Origin of the sequence: Sphingobium sp. (genome assembly GCF_048594625.1) — a bacterium.
Lineage (GTDB): Bacteria > Pseudomonadota > Alphaproteobacteria > Sphingomonadales > Sphingomonadaceae > Sphingobium.
Genome location: NZ_JBMDWL010000133.1, coordinates 1 through 15,523, shown reverse-complemented (window position 1 = coordinate 15,523; position 15,523 = coordinate 1). Strand labels below are relative to the sequence as shown.

The following is a 15,523-nucleotide window of genomic DNA, read 5'->3' as shown; positions in this document are numbered from 1 at the left end:
CGGTCAGGCGACGAAGGGGAAGGCCAGCGCGATCATCCCCACCAGCGTCATGACGATGCAGACGGCGGCGGCGGGCAGCAGCGTGAAACGCTGATGATCGGCAAGGTCGATACCCGCGAGGCTGACCAGCAGATAGGTGGATGGCACCAGCGGGCTGAGCAGATGGACCGGCTGGCCCATCAGCGACGCGCGGGCGATCGCCATCGGATCGACGCCATAATGGGCGCCCGCTTCCGCCAGGATCGGCAGCATGCCGAAATAGAAGGCGTCGTTGGAAATGAAGAAGGTGAAGGGCATGGACAGCAGCGCCGTGATCGGCGCCATATAGGGGCCTAGTGCGGGCGGAATGAAGCCGACCACTTCCTTGCTCATCGCTTCCACCATGCCGGTGCCGCCAAGGATGCCGGTAAAGATACCGGCGGCGAAGATCAGCGATACGACCGACAGGACATTGCCGGCATGGGCCGCGATGCGCTCCTTCTGCTGGGCGACGCCGGGATAGTTGACGATCATCGCGATGGCGAAGGCGATCATCATCAGAACCGACAGCGGCAATATGCCCCAGACCAGCAGGCCCAGCAGCGCGACGACGAGGGTGGCGTTCACCAGCCGCAGATGCGGGCGGCGCGCTTCGGGATATTGCGACACGCCAAGGTCGGCGACATCGACCGGCTCGCTCTGCGGCAGGTGAACGTGGCCAAGGCGCCGACGTTCCTTGATCCCGAACCAGAAGGCAAGGCCGAGCAGGAAGGCGAGGCCCGCGATCATGCCGGGGATCAGCGGCAGGAACAGGGTGGCGGCGTCCAGCTTCAGCGCGCTGGCGGCGCGGGCGGTCGGGCCGCCCCATGGGGTCAGGTTCATGATCCCGCTCGTCACCATGAGCAGGCAGACGAGGTAAATGCGCTTCATGTCGAAACGCTTGTAGAGCGGCAGCAGCGCGGCGATGGTGATGATGTAGGTGGTCGATCCGTCGCCATCCAGGCTGACGATGGCGCACAGCACGACCGATCCCAGCAGGATCAGCAGCGGATCGCCATGGACCAGCTTGACCAGTCGCCCGACCAGCGGATCGAACAGGCCGGTGTCCGTCATGGTCGAGAAAAAGAGGATGGCGAACAACAGCATCACGCCGGTCGGCGCCAGATTCTTGATGCCGTCGATCATCATGTCGCCAAGGCCCGCGGCCTGCCCGGCGATGACGCCGAACAGGGAAGGAATGACGATCAACGCCACCAGCGGCGTCATCTTTTTGGTCATGATCAGCGTCATGAAGGTGGCGACCATCAGGAAGCCGAGCAGGGCAAGGTTCATCGCTGCGTCCTTGAAAGGGCTGGATGGAAAGGGATCAGAAGGTCACGCCGACGCGTGCGCTGACGGTCTGACCGTCGTCGCTGCCGGTAAAGGTTCCGGTGCGGTTGTTGGTGCGCCAGTGGATGCCGTTCAGCTGAAGCCGGGTGAAGCTGTTGAGATACCAGTTCACGCCCAGCGTCGCGGCCCAGCCGTCGCCGCCCAGGACGAGGTCGGTATAGTCGAGATTTTCGTAACGCGCCGTCAGTTCGATCGCGCCGCTGCCGCCATCGAATGTGGGGTCCAGCACATTGGGCTGGCCAAAGCTGCCAAGGCGCGGGTTGTAAGGCGGCAGTTCGCCGGTCAGGAAAAAGCCGGTCGACAGGCTCCACGCCTTGCTTTCGAAATCGGGGCGGCCGCCGGTCAGGCGGGCGACGCGGCGACCCGCTTCGCCCATCACCCACAGGCTGCCGGTATAGCCGCCCAGTTCCATGCCATAGCCGGTGGTGGACCTGCCGCCCAGCAATTCGCCGGTGCCCACGCGCACCGCGCCGTTAAAACGACCGCCGATGACGGTGCTGCGGGTCAGCGTGGTCGCGGCGGCGGACAGTGCTTCGTCGAAACCCCATGCGCCGATGTGCAACAGCGACCGGTCGGTCTTGATCGGGTTCCAGTGCGCGCGCGCACCCAAAGTGCGGCTGTCGTTGGTGGCCTGCTGACCGTCGATCCGGTCCCCGGTCACGCTGACCGATGCGTGCCAGTTGGGGCCGAACATCCGGCCCATGATGCCGATGCCGTAAAAGCCGCGCTGCGGAATGATCGCGGTGGATACGGTGCTGCGTTCCAGAAATGGCGTGGAATCGGACCCGGTGCTGCCTTCGAACGCGCGGTCGTTGAACAGATGGCCCGCGCGGATGTCGTAATCGATCTTGCTGCTCAGGCGATTGCGCCAGCCCAGGAAAGCGGTGACGATATCAACCTCATTTTCCGAAAAGTCGCTTTCGAACTGATAGAAGAAATGCGGCCCGACCCCGCCTTCCAGACCAAGGCGCAGCGCACGCATGCCGGTGGTCGTGGTGTTGCGGCCATTATAGCGCGATCCCGTGGTCGAACTGACGTCCACCAAAATGCGCCCGCGCGGTTTGTAGGTGAACACGCCGTCGGCGGAACGGAATACGGGCAGGCCCGCGCCCCATTCGGTGGTGACGCCTGCCGGATTGGCGGCAACCGCGCGTGCCTGCGCTACGTCGAGGTCCGCGGGGCCGGGCGGCACGATCTGCGGCGCGAAGGGGGTGATGACGACCGGAGGCGGGCTGGCCTGCTGCTGCGCGACCTGTGGCGCTGGCTGCTGTGCGGGGACGGGCGCGGCATTTTGCGCCATTGCGGCCGCGCCTTGTCCTTCCAGCCTGTCGAGCCGCGTCTTGAGCGCCGCGATTTCGGCGGCCTGCGCCTTCACCAGGGCGGCCAGTTCGTCGGCGCTGGGCGTTTGGGCCAATGCGGGCGTGGCGATGATCAGCGCCAGCGCGGCACAGCCGCCGCGCAACAACAGGGACGTCATTCTTATTGGGCTCCAGAAGCGAGGATCGCGTTCCATTCGCGCAGGAAGCGCTGCTGTTTCAGGCGATCGAGATTGACGAGAAGCTGCGGGCCGACGCGCACGGGGCGGGCCTGGGCAGCGGGCAGGCGGCGCCCCTTGATGTCGGTGCGCACCGGCCAGAGGCTGTGCTGGGCGAGCAGGGACTGGCCCTGACGCGACAGCAGGAAATCGAGGAAGAGTTTGGCGGCGGCGGGATGTCGCGCCTCCCGCGCGATGAAGGCGATGCGCGACATCACGATGGTGTAATCCTGCGGGAAGATGACGCCGATGCGCGGGTCGCGACGCGCGCGCTCCATGGCATAGGAACCGATCACATTATAGGCGATCGACAGCCTGCCTTCGGCCACCCCGCGCAGCATGGGTTCGGTGGTGATCGACAGAAGGGGCCTGGTCGCCGCCATCGCTTCCACCAGCGACCTCGTGTCGCGGGTGATGGCATAATCCTGCGTCAGATAAAGATAGCCGGTGTTGGACCGGGCGGGATCGAACGTCGCCACCTTGCCCGTCAGCGCGCGGCGATCCTTGCGCAGCATCGCTTCCAGCCCGGCGCGGGTGCGCGGCGGATTGGGAATCGCTTTTTTGTTATAGGCATAGGCGATCGGTTCGGCGGTGACGCCGAAACCCATGTTCTTCCAGACCGCCGACGCCGGCAATGCAGGCTTTTCGGGGCTGGCATAGGTCTGCGCATAACCGTCGTTGATCAGCTTCACCTGCTGGTCCATCGCCGAAGACCAGACGATGTCGGCCGACGGTTTGCGCGTCCGCGATTCGGTGACGAAACGGCGATACATTTCGTTGGAGCCAAGATCGGCATATCGAACGGTGACGCCGGGGTAACGGCGCTGGAACGCGATGATGACGGGCGCCATTTCGGACGTGTCGGCATTGGCATAGACGATGACCTGCCGTTCGGCCCGCGCATCGGCGATCAGCTGGTCATAGGATCGCGGATAGCCGGTCGGCCGTTCCGCAACCGCCGTTGCGGTCGGGATCGCCAAACTGGCCCCCATGCTTGCCAAGCCCGCAACTATCTGAATAACCCTTCGCATCACCCGTCCTTTGCTTTTCCGTTTCTGTCGTCGGATAAGATGTACGGGTCAGTTACGTAGCCAAGCTGTCATCAACCTTTCAGCATCAGGTGCCCCATTCGGATTTTGATGATCGAGGATGACGCCGCGCTGGCGCGTAGCATTTCCGCCCTGCTTCGTGCGGGCGGCCATGCCGTGGACCATGTGGCGACCGGGGAAGACGCACTGTCCGTGGTGGGCAGCGAACCCTATGCGCTGGTGATTCTCGATGTCGGCCTGCCGGGCATGGACGGTTTTGCGGTGCTGGCCGATCTGCGGCGGCGCGGGGAAAAGGTGCCGGTGCTGATGCTCACCGCGCGCGATGCGCTGGACGATCGGGTGCGCGGGCTGGACCTTGGCGCCGACGATTATCTGCGCAAGCCCTTCGATCCGGAGGAACTGGAGGCCCGCGTCCGCGCATTGGGGCGGCGGCGCGGCGGCGATCCGACGCCGGAACTTGCCGTCGGCACGCTGACCATCAACCGTTCGACCGGGGCTGCGGATGTGGCGGGGCGCGCGCTCGACCTGCGCCGCCGCGAACTGGCGGTGCTCGAATCGCTGGCGACGCGGGCGGGGCAGGTGGTGCCGCGCGAATTGCTGATCGGCGAGGTTTTCGGTTTCGATGAGCCGGTTGGCGGCAATGCGATAGAGGTGCATGTGACCCGCCTGCGCGGCAAGCTGGCGCCCGATGGCCCCGGTATCCGCACCGTGCGCGGCGTCGGCTATATGCTTGATGCCGGTTAGGGTGGGGTCGATCAGGGGGCCGGGAAAGGCGCATGCCATCGCGCTGCGGACGCGGTTGCTGGCGGCGATGCTGGGGCCGTTGCTGGGCGCGGCGGCCATCATCGGCGTGGGCGGCGCGACCCTGATTTCGGACGTCGTGCGTCGGACCAACGACCGTGTTCTGGGCGGCGCGCTGGGGGCCATTGCCGAAACGGTGCAGGTCGAACGCGGCGAAGTGACGCTGGATCTGCCGCCCGCCGCCTTTGGCATGCTGGAAAACAGCGAACGCGACAATGTCTATTACCGCATTGCCGTGGGGCCTGAACTGCTGACCGGCTATGTCGATCTGCCCGCGCCCGATCCCGCGACGATGATCGTGGATCAGCCGCGTTTCCGCTTCGCCCGCTATCGCGATCAGGGCATCCGCATCGCCGAAGTGAAGCGGATGCTGCCCCGGATCGCGCAGCCGGTCATCGTGCAGGTCGCCGAAACGCTCGACAATCGCAAGGCGCTGGCGCAGCGGCTGATCTATGCGCTGTTGCTGGGGGAAGTGGCGCTGGTCGGCGTGGCGGTGCTGCTGCTGCGCCCGGCGCTGGGCTGGAGCCTGCGGCCGCTCGCGCGGCTGCGCCGTTCGGTGGAGGTGCGCGATTCGAGCACGCGCCCGGACTTCTCGCCACTGGATGCCGGGCCGCTTCCCAACGAATTGCGCCCGCTCGCAACCGCCTTCGACCATCTGCTGGCGCAGCTGGACAAGGCGACGGGCGGCGTGCGGCGTTTTACCGCCGATGCCTCGCACCAGATGCGCACGCCGCTGTCGGTGCTGAAGGTGCAGGTGGAACTGGCCCGGCGCGGATCGTCCGCCGCGCTGGATGAAATCGCCGACGCCGTGCAGCGGCTGGAGCGGCTGGTGACGCAATTGCTGGCGCTCGCCCGTGCGGAGGAGGGCGGCGTATCACCGCCGCTGGAAATCGTGGATCTGCGCGAAGTCAGCAGCGCGGTCATCGGCCGCCTCATCAATCAGGCGATACAGGCCCAGGTCGAACTCGACCTCGAATCGGATGATGGCGATGCCTATCGGGTGCAGGCACATCGCACGCTGGTGTTCGAAATCATCGCCAATCTGATCGACAACGGCATTCGCTACAATCGCCGCTGCGGCACGGTCACCGTCACCCTGTCGCGCGAACCAGGGCATGTGCGGCTGACCGTCGGCGACGACGGGCCGGGCATCGCGCCCGAACATCATGACCGGATATTCGAACGTTTCTTTCGCGCGACAGGTCCCGATGGCGCGGATGGCACGGGACTGGGCCTTGCCATCGTTCAGTCGGCGGCGTCGCGCATGGGGGCCAGCGTCGCCATCGCGCCGCGCGGCCCCGGCACGCATATTTCGGTCATTTTCCCGGCTCTGGACCTCGTCAGCTAATCCGGCGGATCAGGTCCGTCGCGGGCACCATGGCGCGCTCCGTCACGGCCTTTGCGATCGGCGTTCCATCGCTGACCCTGCGCAACATGATATGATGGGTCAGGCGATCGCCGTGCCTTTCGATCTGGTGCAATGTCGCCTGCACCCGGTCGCCCAACTCGATATTGCCCAGAAACTGGATCATGCGCGACCGCGTCGTCGTCAACGGATCGCTATGCCGGAACCATTGCCATTCGGCACGGTCCAGCATCGCCTGGAACGACGCGCAATAGAGCATGCCGACACCGTTGAAATCTTCATGCGGTGTCGGGTCGATGATGGTTTCCGACAGTATGGGGCCTTCCGGCCACACCATGTCCGGGCGCGATGGCCTGTCGGTGGTGGTGGGGGACAACAGGCAGGGCTGCGCCACCGTGCCGCGCCGCGCCGACAGATTGACCCCTTCGACCGCGCGCAGGATGAAGGCGCTTTCGATCGTGACGGTTGCGATGTGGCGGCCCGCGACCGTCAGCGCGACTTCGCTGTCGAAACCGGCCCTGCTGGTCCGGCGCAGCGTCAGCACCATGTCCAGCAGGTCATTTTCGCCGGCTTCCTCCAGCCGCCCGTCCAGCACGCGCACCACCCGGAATGCGGGGTAGAGCCGGGCGCCTTCACTGTTTCGAAAAACCGGCTGGTCGATGCCATGCGCCTGCGCCAGCGCCTGCCAATGCAGATGCCCGCACATGCGGACCAGCCAGGTTTCCGACAGGCCGGTCCGGCACAGTTCCGGCATGCCCAGCCGCAGCTGACAGGCAATGGAGCTATGGACGATGTCCGCGGGATCGCCGATGTTCAGGGCGGGAACGGCCATGTTCATGTCGTCATTTCCTTTGAGATGATGGTCAGAACCCCACGTTCAGGCCGACACCGAATTGCAGGTGATCGCGCCCGGTATCGCCGCGATTGATCGCGGATTTGACGAGGACCAGATTGTCGTTGGCCAGATGATAATATTGGGCCGTAGCGTAGATCGACCATTTGCCCGCGCGCGGACCAAGGTCGATGGGCTTGATGACCTTCAGCCCGGTCGTGACGAGGCCCAGATTGCCGTCGTCGATCGGCCCGAAAAAGCTTTTGGGACCGACGGTGACCCATGTCGGCGCGGCGATGGTGACGCCATCCAGCTTCAGCGTCGGCGTCGCGCCGATCCATGCGTCCCATGTCTTGCCGCCCTTGCCCACGCCGATCACCGAACTGCCGTCGACTTCGTAGAAGAAGACCGCATAGGGATTGATCGTCAGGGCCTGCCCCGGCTTGCCGTCGGCATAGCTGGCGACCAGCGCGACATTATGCGCGGTTTCGGGCAGGTTGTTGCCGACGAAGGCGATATATTTGGCGGTCAGCGCCAGCTTTTTGGTCACCGGCACGGTGATGGCGAAGAACGGATCGGTTTCGTTGACCGTGCGGGTCGTGTTGCCGATCTTGTCATAACCGGGATTGAAATCGGTCCATACGCCGCCGGTAAAGGCAATGCCCGAGGGCAAAGTCAGCGTCGCCTGCGCGCTGGTCTGGACCGATCCGCCGCGTGTCGTCGCCACCAGCCCGTGGGGCGTGATGTAGTCATTGCCGACCCACAGGTCGAAACTGCCGTTCAGCACCGGCCCATCGGCGGGCGCCTCCTGTGCCTGAACGGTGCTGACGGTCCCTGCCGCCAGTAAACAGGACACAGCCACTCCCTTGACGAACGATAGCATCGTCGCCTCCCTTTTCCCTGATTGTCACATGTCATGCGCCGCAGGCCGCTATCGGGCGTGTCGGCGCGCGCCCCTCTCCCCTATCTCGTCAGCCTACGGCCAGCCTTTCGGCGGATGCGATGCGGCTGGTCAGATGGTCGACAATATGTTCGGCGTCGCGCGCCACGCCCGCGAACCGGCCCGATCCCCATGTGTGCAACCATGGCAGGCCGATGAAATAGAGGCCGTCATGGCTCGACACGCCGCGATGATGGCCGGGATAGCCGCGGCCGTCGAAAACCGGCACGTCGATGAAGCTGAAATCCATCCGAAACCCGGTGCACCAGATGACGGTGCTGATGCCTTCGGCCGCCAGGTCCAGGCTCGTCGGCTCCTCTTCGGGTGCCCATGGCGGCGCATAATCCGCTTCGGCCGGCGCATCGATCCCTTCGCGTTCGATATAGGCGTCGATGGTCTTGCGGATGCGCATGAAGGTGGCGTCCGCCTGATCCAGATGATGGGTCAGGTCGGGCTTGAACCGTATCTGATGCCCTTCGATCGCATCCAGCATGCCGTATAATTTCATGCCCTGAAGCGCGAATGTGCGCAGGTCGATCTCGCGCCCGCCACCGCGCCCGGTCAGATAGTGATTCTCGTTCTGCCGGACCTTGGCCGACGACGGATGTTCGTCGATCGGCATGTCATAATGGCCCATTTCCTCCAGCCAGTCGGTGGAATCCCGCCCGCGATAGACGCGCGGAGCACGCGGCGCATCGCCGACCGCCAGATGCACCTTGCGCCCGGCCAGATGCAGGTCTTCGGCGATCTGGCATCCCGACTGGCCGGACCCGACCACCAGCACGGCGCCTTCGGGCAGGGCGTCGGGGCTGCGATAATCGAGCGACTGGACCTCGTGGATGGCGGAAGGCAGGGCGGCGCCCGGTCGCGGGACGATGGGGATGTGGTATCCGCTGATCGCGACGATCACCTTGTCGGCGGTATAGGCGCCGTCGGTCGCCTGTACGTCGAATCCACCGCCCGGCCGCGCGCTGATCTTCGTCACCGCCACGCCTTCGCGGATCGGCGGCGAGACAATCGCGGCATAGCGTTCGAGGAAGGTGACGATTTCATCCTTCAGCATGAAGCCGTGTGGGTCCGTGCCACCATATTCCCCGGCATAGGAAAAGCCCGGCAGGCGACACTGGCGGTTGGGCGTGACCAGACAGAAACTGTCCCACCGCTCGTTGCGCCAGCTATGGGCGATGCGGTTCTTTTCCAGGATCAGATGCTCGATCCCCTGTTGCTGGAGCAGATAGCTGAGCGACAGGCCGCCCTGTCCGCCGCCCACGATCAGGACGGGCATATGCTGGCGCGGCGGGGTCTTCAGGATTTCGACGGACATGGTCGTTTCCTCATCGGTCATGGTTGAAAACTCTGGACCCGCACGGTCGCGCCGGGCGTGTCCGCAAACTGGCTGACGCGCCGGTCGATCTGCGCGATCTGGTTCATTGCCTGTGCGCACCCCATGCCGAACCGGGCGCGGACGCGGGCATTGGCGGCTTCCAGCGCGGTCGTCGCCAGGGCATGGAAATCGGCGATCGGATAATCGGTGCCGGGCGTGAAATGCTCGCGGATGACGGTGGATGGCGAATAGCAATCCTCCTCCACGCCGTCGGGCCAGCAGATGCGGAACGTCATTTCAGGCATGGGCGGGTTCCTTTGCATGGCAACCGATAAGGGGCGTCTGACTGGTCCATACGGTCGCGGCCTCGCCATCATGGGCGATGGCGACGTCCGCCTGCGTCACGGTGCCGACCTGCGCACAGGCGACGCCGCCCCGCGCGAAGCGTTCGATGATCCGGGGCACGTCATGCCCCTTTGCCGTCATGATGAAGCCGAAACTGGGAAAGGCGGTCAGCCACCGTTCCAGCCCCTGACCGGCGGGGCGCGGCAGGGCGTCAAGGTCGATGGTCATGCCGACCCGCGACGCGTCCGCCAGCATGATGGCGGTGCCCACGACGCCCGCCATGCTGATGTCCTTGGCTGCGGTCAGCAGGCTATCGGCGGCAAGGTCCGGCAGGATCGGCAACAGCCCGGCGATATGCGCGTCATCGGCGCCCGTGCTGGCATCCCACCATGGGAAAGGATCGCGGAAACGCCCGCCAAGGTCGGTGGCGACCAACAGGGCGTCGCCCGGCTGTGCACCGAAACTGGTGACCAGATCGTCCGCCCGGCCCAGTATCGCGACGGCCAGCTGTCCGGCCGCCGATCGCAAATTGCTGTGCCCGCCCACGACCGGCACATGGTAACGGCGCGCCGCTTCCCGCATGCCCGCCAATATCCGCGCGCCCCCTTCATCCCCATCGCACCACAATGCATCGACGATGGCCAGCGGCCGTCCGCCCATGGCCAGCACGTCCGACACATTGACCATCACGCCGCAATAGCCCGCAAACCATGGATCGGCGGCGACGAAATCCTCCACGAACCCCTCGATGGCGAACAGCAGATGGCCATCGCCATCGGGGATCGCGGCGGTATCGTCGCCCACCGGCACCGCGCCTTCGCCGCCGATGCCCAGCCTCCGCATCACCGGCGCGATGTCGCCCTTGTGCATCAGGCCCCGGCTGTCGCGAATGATCCGGACCAGACTGGCGATGTCGGTCATGCCACCCTCCGCATTTCTGCGCGAAATCCGGTCAGCCCGTCGGCAAAGGGCGGATATTGCGCCATGTCCGCCTGCATCAGCGCGTGGAGCATGCCATGCAGTTCGATTTCGGCCAGCCTTTTCCAGTGCAGGCGGCGGAACAGCAGTTCGTTCTGCGACTGGACATGGGCGTGGAACCGCACGCACCCCATCGCATGGGCGCTGGTCACCGCCAGCCGGATCAGCGCGGGGCCGAGCGTGCCGACCCGGCGATGGCTGGCCGCGACCGCCAGCCGCGATCCCCACCACATGCCCGGTTCCGCCTCATGGATGCGCACCGTGCCCACCACCTGATCCAGTTCCCCCGCGATGGTGGAAATCGCCACCAGCGGGATCGCGACATCATCGATGACATCGCGGTCATGGCCGTCGAACACGCCCTGTTCGGTGCAGAAAACCGCCGCCCGCAACCGCGCCGCACCGGCCAGTTCCCATGGCTCGCTGGCGAAACGGATCACATAATCGGGCGCGCGATAGGGGGGCGGGGCGATGATTTCCATCACGCGGCCTCCCGCACCGGCTTCAACAGCTTTTCAAAGGTGGACAGCGCCGAACAGGCGCCACATTTGGCGCAACCGGCCTTCACCTTTTCCGATGCCAGGCCGCCATTCTTCAACATCTGGGCCAGCGGTTCCAGCACCGACGCCATGAAATCGGGCGAGGGCGAAGGATGATCCTCCAGCGGCGTTCCCGAAATCGGAATGAACGGCACGATGAAGGGATAGACGCCAATGGCGACCAGCCGTTCGGATATGGACAGCAATGTTTCGCGCGTATCGCCCAGCCCTGCGAGGATATAGGTCGACACCTGCCCCCGGCCGAACACCGGGACGGCGGCTTCGAACGCGGTCATATAGCGTTCGACGGGCACGCTCGCCTTGCCGGGCATGATCCGCGCGCGCAATTCCGGGGTCACGACCTCCAGATGCATGCCCAGACTGTCGATCCCCGCATCGCGCATGCGTTCGAACCAGATGTCGGCGGCGGGCGGTTCGCACTGGCCCTGTATCGGCAGGTTCACCGCCGCCTTGATCGCGCGGGCGCTGTCGCACAGGACGGCGGCGCCACGGTCGTCGGTCGGGGGCGTCCCGGTCGTCATCACCATATGTTTGACGCCGTCCAGTTCTACCGCGGCTTTGGCGACTTCGGCCAGTTGCGCGGGCGTCTTGTGGGCGATGGTGCGACCCGCCGCCAGCGACTGGCCGATGGCGCAGAACTGACAGCTTTTGGTGCGGCTCTGATAACGGATGCAGGTCTGAAGGATGGTCGTGGCCAGCACGTCGCGGCCGTGCAGCGTCGCAATGTGGCTATAGGGCACGCCGTCGGCGGTCTTCAGCCCATAGAAATGGGGCTGCGGCGGAAAGCTGATGCGGCCGATCTTCTGCCCTTCGCAGGAAATCTCCGAAACGCCCTGCGCGTCGGGCGTGCTGGCGGTAAAGGGACTATCGAAAGCGGTGGCGGTATGAACCGGCACCATGACGGTGACGCCGTCGATGGTCACGGCCTTGTGATCGGATGGTCCCGCGCCGCCGCGACGGCTCGCCGCCCCGGCCCTGGGATCAGCCAGCCTGATTCCGAACGACTGCAAATCGGCGATCGTCCTGGCTGTCAGGGAACTGGGCATCGTGCTGGGGCATGTTTCCATCGTCGATCTCCCGATCGTGAGAAGAAGAAGGGCAGGCACTGGTGCGGACGATGCCGCGCGCAGGCCGGTCGTCGAGGTGGAGGGACAGCAGCTCCGGCCGGGCATAATGGCCGACCGAATCCATCATCCGCTTGCGCTTCATCACCAGCGCCATGTCGCAATCGGCGATCAGCAATCCTTCGCCCTGCGTCAGCGGCGGAACGACATGCTGCCCTTCGGGTGATATGATCGCGGTGTGGCAACCGCCCGAAATCGCCTTGCGATGGGCTTCGTCCGGGGCGATCGCGGCGCGCTGCTCGTCGGTCAGCCATCCCGTCGCATTGACGACGAAACAGGCGCTTTCGGCGGCATGATGGCGGATGGCGGCTTCGATCTGGTCGTGGAACATCTGGCCGACCATGGATCCGGGGAACTGGCTGGCGTGGATTTCCTCGCCATCCGTCATCAGCGCATAGCGGGCCAGCGGATTATAATGTTCCCAGCATGCCAGGGCGCCGACCCGGCCGACGGCGGTGTCCACCGCCTTCAGTCCTGCGCCGTCGCCTTGCCCCCACACCATGCGTTCATGATAGGTGGGGGTGATCTTGCGGCGTTTCAGCACCAGCATCCCGTCCGCGTCGAACACCAGTTGCGTGTTGTACAGCGAACCACCGTCCCGTTCGTTGACGCCCAGCACGATCACCATCTGGTGACGCCGCGCCGCTTCCGACATCGCCTGCGTAACGGGGCCGGGCACCACGACCGCTTCGTCATATAGCGCCAGATGCTTGGCCCCCATGCGATAGGGCGGGTCGATGAACGAGAAATAGGGGTAATAAGGAACGAAGGTTTCGGGGAATACCATGAAGCCCACGCCCTTGGCGGCTGCTTCGGCCACCGCGTTCAGCACCTTTTCCAACGTGCCGCCCGGCCGGTCGAGCACCGGCGCGATCTGCGCCGCTGCGACCCTGACTATGCGTTTCTCGCTCATCGACCGGCTCCCTTCAGAGCGTCCAGGTGTGGAGCGTGAAGGCATTGTCCTTGCGATGCAGCAGGATGAGGTCGAGCACATCCTGCGGCGCGATCGGCCTGATGCCGGGGATCAGCGACGGTTCGCCATGGCCATACAGCGCCTGAAGCGCGAAGCGGCAGGCATAGACCTTACCCCCTTCGCCGATGAATTTCTCGATCTGGTTGTTGACTGCCAGATGGCCGGGAAATGCTTCATCGCCCAGCTTGGGGAAGCCGCGCTGGATGCCCAGCGTCACGCCAGGGCCGTATAGCAGGACGCTGGTGTCGAAACCCTTGCGCTGAAGCCGCGTCGCCTGAAGCATGTTGACCAGGCCAATGGAGCCTTCGAACGCGACGGTGTGGAATGTGACCAGCGCCTTTTCGCCGGGTTCGGCCTTTACGTCTTCAAAGACCTTTTCCTCATAATCGACGAAGAAATCGCCCTTTTGATGGGCGGGGGCGCTTACGACTGCCATGTCGAACTCCTGTTCTGGGTGGACCCGGTATGGGTTCGAAGACAGGCTGACTGTATTGTAAAAAGCGGTCAATATGGTGTTTCTGTTACGATGATTGAATGCATTCAATTTCAGCGATGATGCACGATGAAGCGTTCCTATTTAGCGACGCAAGGAAATTTACGTAATGCACACGTATGAAGTTAAGGATTTTTGCCAGATTGGATTTGCGGTCGATTATATAAATTTCCATTCAATTATGATCTTGATTGAATGGAAATTGACTGCAACAAGGTGGCCGACTCAAAAAGGGGCTGCTCCATGTCCGATGACTGGACCCCGGACCTCAACCGGTTCGGCAAACCGCATTACAAGGCGATAGCGGATGCCATCGCGCAGGATGTCAGGGACGGCCGGTTGCGCGTCTCCGACCGGCTGCCGCCGCAACGCGACCTCGCCCTTCGCCTCGGCATCAATTTCACCACCGTCGCCCGCGGCTATGTGGAAGCACAGCGGCGCGGCCTGATTGAATCGCGCGTGGGGCAGGGCAGCTTTGTCGCGGGCCAGCCGCGACGGTCGCGGCAATCGATCCGGCCTGCCGTTGCGGACCTCACCATGAACGTCGCCCCAGAACCGGAGGACCGCGCCCTGCTCGACCGCATGCAGGCCGGGCTGGTGAAGGTGGCGGCGGACCTGCCGACGCTGCTGCGCTATCAGGCGTTCGGCGGCACCTATGTCCAGCGGGAGGCAGCTTCGCGTTTCCTGTCCACGCGGGGCATTCTGGCGGACCCCGAACGGCTGGTCATCTGTCCCGGCACCCATCTCGCCTTTCAGTCGGTCCTCCAGACGCTGCTGCAACCGGGCGACGTCCTGCTGTGCGAAGCGCTGACCTATCCCGGTATTAAGGCGATAGCAGGACGCCTGGGCATCAAACTCGTGGGCGTGGCGCTTGACGACGAAGGCATCGAACCGGCTGCCTTTGCGCAGGCGTGCCGCGACCATCAGCCGAAAGCGGTCTACCTCAATCCGACGCTGCTCAACCCGACGACGTCGACCATGCCCGAAGCGCGGCGCGTCGCCATCATCGAAACCGCCCGTGTTCATGGCATGGCGGTCATAGAGGATGATGCCTATGGCGCGCTGCTTCGCAAACCACCGCCCGCCTTTGCTACGCTGGCGCCCGACATCACCTATTATGTCGCCAGCCTCTCCAAATGCATCGGCGCGGGGTTGCGCATCGCCTATCTGGTGGCGCCCGATCAGCGACGGCTCTGGCCGGTAAACGGCATATTGCGCACGGCGGCGGTGATGGCTTCGCCTCTGACGACGGCACTATCGACCCAGTGGATAGAAGATGGCACGGCCGAAGCGGTCATCGCCGCCGTACGAAAGGAGTGCGTCGCGCGTCAGAAAATCGCGTCCGAGATCCTGCCGCCTGACAGCTATGTCACCCATCCGGAAGGGTTCCATCTGTGGCTCGCCCTGCCAACGCCATGGCAGCGTGCGGCCTTTACCACGCGAATGCGCGCGTCGGACATGAGCGTGGTCGTCAGTGACGCCTTCGTGGTGGGCGATACGCCGCCGGAAGCCGTCCGCGTGTCGCTGGGCGGGGTGCTCAGCCGCGCCGAAGTCCGCACGGCTTTGGAATTCCTAACCCATGTCATAGAGGATGAAAGCCCGTACGACCCCAGCTTCGCCTGATGAGGCGGGGTGTCGTGCGGCTCCGGCCTCTTATTCCCACCCAATTGTTCCGCCAGCCATAAGAAATTGATTTAGGCTGTGGTGACGATTTAATCATTTGAGCCATAGCATGATGCTGGCGAGTTTGATGAAGCCGAAGAAGTTGGCAGCGATTTTGTCGTAGCGGGTGGCGATGCGCCGCCATTGCTTGAGTTTGGCGAAGAAGCCCTCGAC

Annotated in this window: 15 protein-coding genes and 1 pseudogene; 3 read left to right on the top strand and 13 right to left on the bottom strand. The window is 64.5% G+C overall.

The window, feature by feature from the left end; translation table 11 throughout:
• Positions 1-3 precede the first annotated feature (3 nt).
• The 3 genes from ACOJSJ_RS16925 to ACOJSJ_RS16915 are packed head-to-tail and all read right to left on the bottom strand — an operon-like array spanning position 4 to position 3,933.
• Positions 4-1,311, bottom strand: coding sequence for a CitMHS family transporter (locus tag ACOJSJ_RS16925; RefSeq protein WP_420146127.1), 1,308 nt, complete (start codon positions 1,309-1,311; stop codon positions 4-6).
• A gap of 34 nt (positions 1,312-1,345) precedes the next feature.
• Positions 1,346-2,845 carry an OprO/OprP family phosphate-selective porin gene (locus tag ACOJSJ_RS16920; RefSeq protein WP_420146126.1) on the bottom strand — a complete coding sequence of 500 codons (1,500 nt, stop codon included), beginning with the start codon at positions 2,843-2,845 and terminating at the stop codon, positions 1,346-1,348.
• Positions 2,846-2,847: 2 nt separating this feature from the next.
• A complete protein-coding gene (locus ACOJSJ_RS16915) occupies positions 2,848-3,933 on the bottom strand; it encodes an ABC transporter substrate-binding protein (RefSeq protein ID WP_420146125.1) in 1,086 nt (361 codons plus the stop codon).
• A gap of 108 nt (positions 3,934-4,041) precedes the next feature.
• On the opposite strand from ACOJSJ_RS16915, the gene ACOJSJ_RS16910 reads away from it, so the two are divergent.
• On the top strand, positions 4,042-4,695 hold the full coding sequence (locus ACOJSJ_RS16910) for a response regulator transcription factor (RefSeq protein ID WP_420146124.1): 654 nt from the start codon (positions 4,042-4,044) through the stop codon (positions 4,693-4,695).
• 67 nt (positions 4,696-4,762) lie between these two features.
• Complete coding sequence (locus ACOJSJ_RS16905; protein ID WP_420146154.1) at positions 4,763-6,100, top strand: sensor histidine kinase; 1,338 nt, start codon at positions 4,763-4,765, stop codon at positions 6,098-6,100.
• Here ACOJSJ_RS16905 and ACOJSJ_RS16900 read toward each other — a convergent pair.
• From ACOJSJ_RS16900 to ACOJSJ_RS16860, 9 genes are all read right to left on the bottom strand, one after another.
• The gene (locus ACOJSJ_RS16900) at positions 6,093-6,956 is read right to left on the bottom strand and encodes a Pnap_2097 family protein (RefSeq protein WP_420146123.1); all 864 of its coding nucleotides are present in this window, start codon (positions 6,954-6,956) and stop codon (positions 6,093-6,095) included. The genes ACOJSJ_RS16905 and ACOJSJ_RS16900 overlap by 8 nt on opposite strands.
• Before the next feature lie 25 nt (positions 6,957-6,981).
• Complete coding sequence (locus tag ACOJSJ_RS16895; protein ID WP_420146122.1) at positions 6,982-7,806, bottom strand: hypothetical protein; 825 nt, start codon at positions 7,804-7,806, stop codon at positions 6,982-6,984.
• Between the two features lie 115 nt (positions 7,807-7,921).
• Positions 7,922-9,214: an MSMEG_0569 family flavin-dependent oxidoreductase gene (locus ACOJSJ_RS16890; protein WP_420146121.1), complete on the bottom strand. Its 1,293-nt coding sequence runs from the start codon at positions 9,212-9,214 to the stop codon at positions 7,922-7,924.
• A gap of 17 nt (positions 9,215-9,231) precedes the next feature.
• A complete protein-coding gene (locus ACOJSJ_RS16885; protein ID WP_420146120.1) occupies positions 9,232-9,519 on the bottom strand; it encodes an MSMEG_0570 family nitrogen starvation response protein in 288 nt (95 codons plus the stop codon).
• Positions 9,512-10,480, bottom strand: a complete 969-nt coding sequence (locus ACOJSJ_RS16880) for a sll0787 family AIR synthase-like protein (protein ID WP_420146119.1) — start codon at positions 10,478-10,480, stop codon at positions 9,512-9,514. Before ACOJSJ_RS16880 ends, ACOJSJ_RS16885 begins: the two co-directional genes overlap by 8 nt.
• Complete coding sequence (locus tag ACOJSJ_RS16875; protein ID WP_420146118.1) at positions 10,477-11,019, bottom strand: MSMEG_0567/Sll0786 family nitrogen starvation N-acetyltransferase; 543 nt, start codon at positions 11,017-11,019, stop codon at positions 10,477-10,479. The genes ACOJSJ_RS16880 and ACOJSJ_RS16875 overlap by 4 nt, the downstream gene beginning before the upstream one ends.
• Positions 11,019-12,107 carry an MSMEG_0568 family radical SAM protein gene (locus ACOJSJ_RS16870; protein WP_420146117.1) on the bottom strand — a complete coding sequence of 363 codons (1,089 nt, stop codon included), beginning with the start codon at positions 12,105-12,107 and terminating at the stop codon, positions 11,019-11,021. Before ACOJSJ_RS16870 ends, ACOJSJ_RS16875 begins: the two co-directional genes overlap by 1 nt.
• Positions 12,079-13,134 carry a Nit6803 family nitrilase gene (locus ACOJSJ_RS16865; protein WP_420146116.1) on the bottom strand — a complete coding sequence of 352 codons (1,056 nt, stop codon included), beginning with the start codon at positions 13,132-13,134 and terminating at the stop codon, positions 12,079-12,081. Before ACOJSJ_RS16865 ends, ACOJSJ_RS16870 begins: the two co-directional genes overlap by 29 nt.
• Positions 13,135-13,147: 13 nt before the next feature.
• Positions 13,148-13,630 (bottom strand): MSMEG_0572/Sll0783 family nitrogen starvation response protein, encoded by a 483-nt coding sequence (locus tag ACOJSJ_RS16860; RefSeq protein WP_420146115.1) that lies wholly within the window; start codon positions 13,628-13,630, stop codon positions 13,148-13,150.
• 300 nt (positions 13,631-13,930) lie between these two features.
• On the opposite strand from ACOJSJ_RS16860, the gene ACOJSJ_RS16855 reads away from it, so the two are divergent.
• Positions 13,931-15,310: a PLP-dependent aminotransferase family protein gene (locus tag ACOJSJ_RS16855; RefSeq protein ID WP_420146114.1), complete on the top strand. Its 1,380-nt coding sequence runs from the start codon at positions 13,931-13,933 to the stop codon at positions 15,308-15,310.
• A gap of 93 nt (positions 15,311-15,403) precedes the next feature.
• Here the strand turns inward: ACOJSJ_RS16855 and ACOJSJ_RS16850 are convergent.
• A pseudogene (locus tag ACOJSJ_RS16850) lies at positions 15,404-15,523 on the bottom strand (IS5/IS1182 family transposase); the annotation flags it as partial.

Coding starts and splice junctions, on each gene's coding strand:
- ACOJSJ_RS16925 (WP_420146127.1), bottom strand. CDS start 1,311: ATGAACCTTGCCCTGCTCGGCTTCCTGATGGTCGCCACCTTCATGACG.
- ACOJSJ_RS16920 (WP_420146126.1), bottom strand. CDS start 2,845: ATGACGTCCCTGTTGTTGCGCGGCGGCTGTGCCGCGCTGGCGCTGATC.
- ACOJSJ_RS16915 (WP_420146125.1), bottom strand. CDS start 3,933: ATGCGAAGGGTTATTCAGATAGTTGCGGGCTTGGCAAGCATGGGGGCC.
- ACOJSJ_RS16910 (WP_420146124.1), top strand. CDS start 4,042: ATGATCGAGGATGACGCCGCGCTGGCGCGTAGCATTTCCGCCCTGCTT.
- ACOJSJ_RS16905 (WP_420146154.1), top strand. CDS start 4,763: ATGCTGGGGCCGTTGCTGGGCGCGGCGGCCATCATCGGCGTGGGCGGC.
- ACOJSJ_RS16900 (WP_420146123.1), bottom strand. CDS start 6,956: ATGAACATGGCCGTTCCCGCCCTGAACATCGGCGATCCCGCGGACATC.
- ACOJSJ_RS16890 (WP_420146121.1), bottom strand. CDS start 9,214: ATGTCCGTCGAAATCCTGAAGACCCCGCCGCGCCAGCATATGCCCGTC.
- ACOJSJ_RS16885 (WP_420146120.1), bottom strand. CDS start 9,519: ATGCCTGAAATGACGTTCCGCATCTGCTGGCCCGACGGCGTGGAGGAG.
- ACOJSJ_RS16880 (WP_420146119.1), bottom strand. CDS start 10,480: ATGACCGACATCGCCAGTCTGGTCCGGATCATTCGCGACAGCCGGGGC.
- ACOJSJ_RS16875 (WP_420146118.1), bottom strand. CDS start 11,019: ATGGAAATCATCGCCCCGCCCCCCTATCGCGCGCCCGATTATGTGATC.
- ACOJSJ_RS16865 (WP_420146116.1), bottom strand. CDS start 13,134: ATGAGCGAGAAACGCATAGTCAGGGTCGCAGCGGCGCAGATCGCGCCG.
- ACOJSJ_RS16860 (WP_420146115.1), bottom strand. CDS start 13,630: ATGGCAGTCGTAAGCGCCCCCGCCCATCAAAAGGGCGATTTCTTCGTC.
- ACOJSJ_RS16855 (WP_420146114.1), top strand. CDS start 13,931: ATGTCCGATGACTGGACCCCGGACCTCAACCGGTTCGGCAAACCGCAT.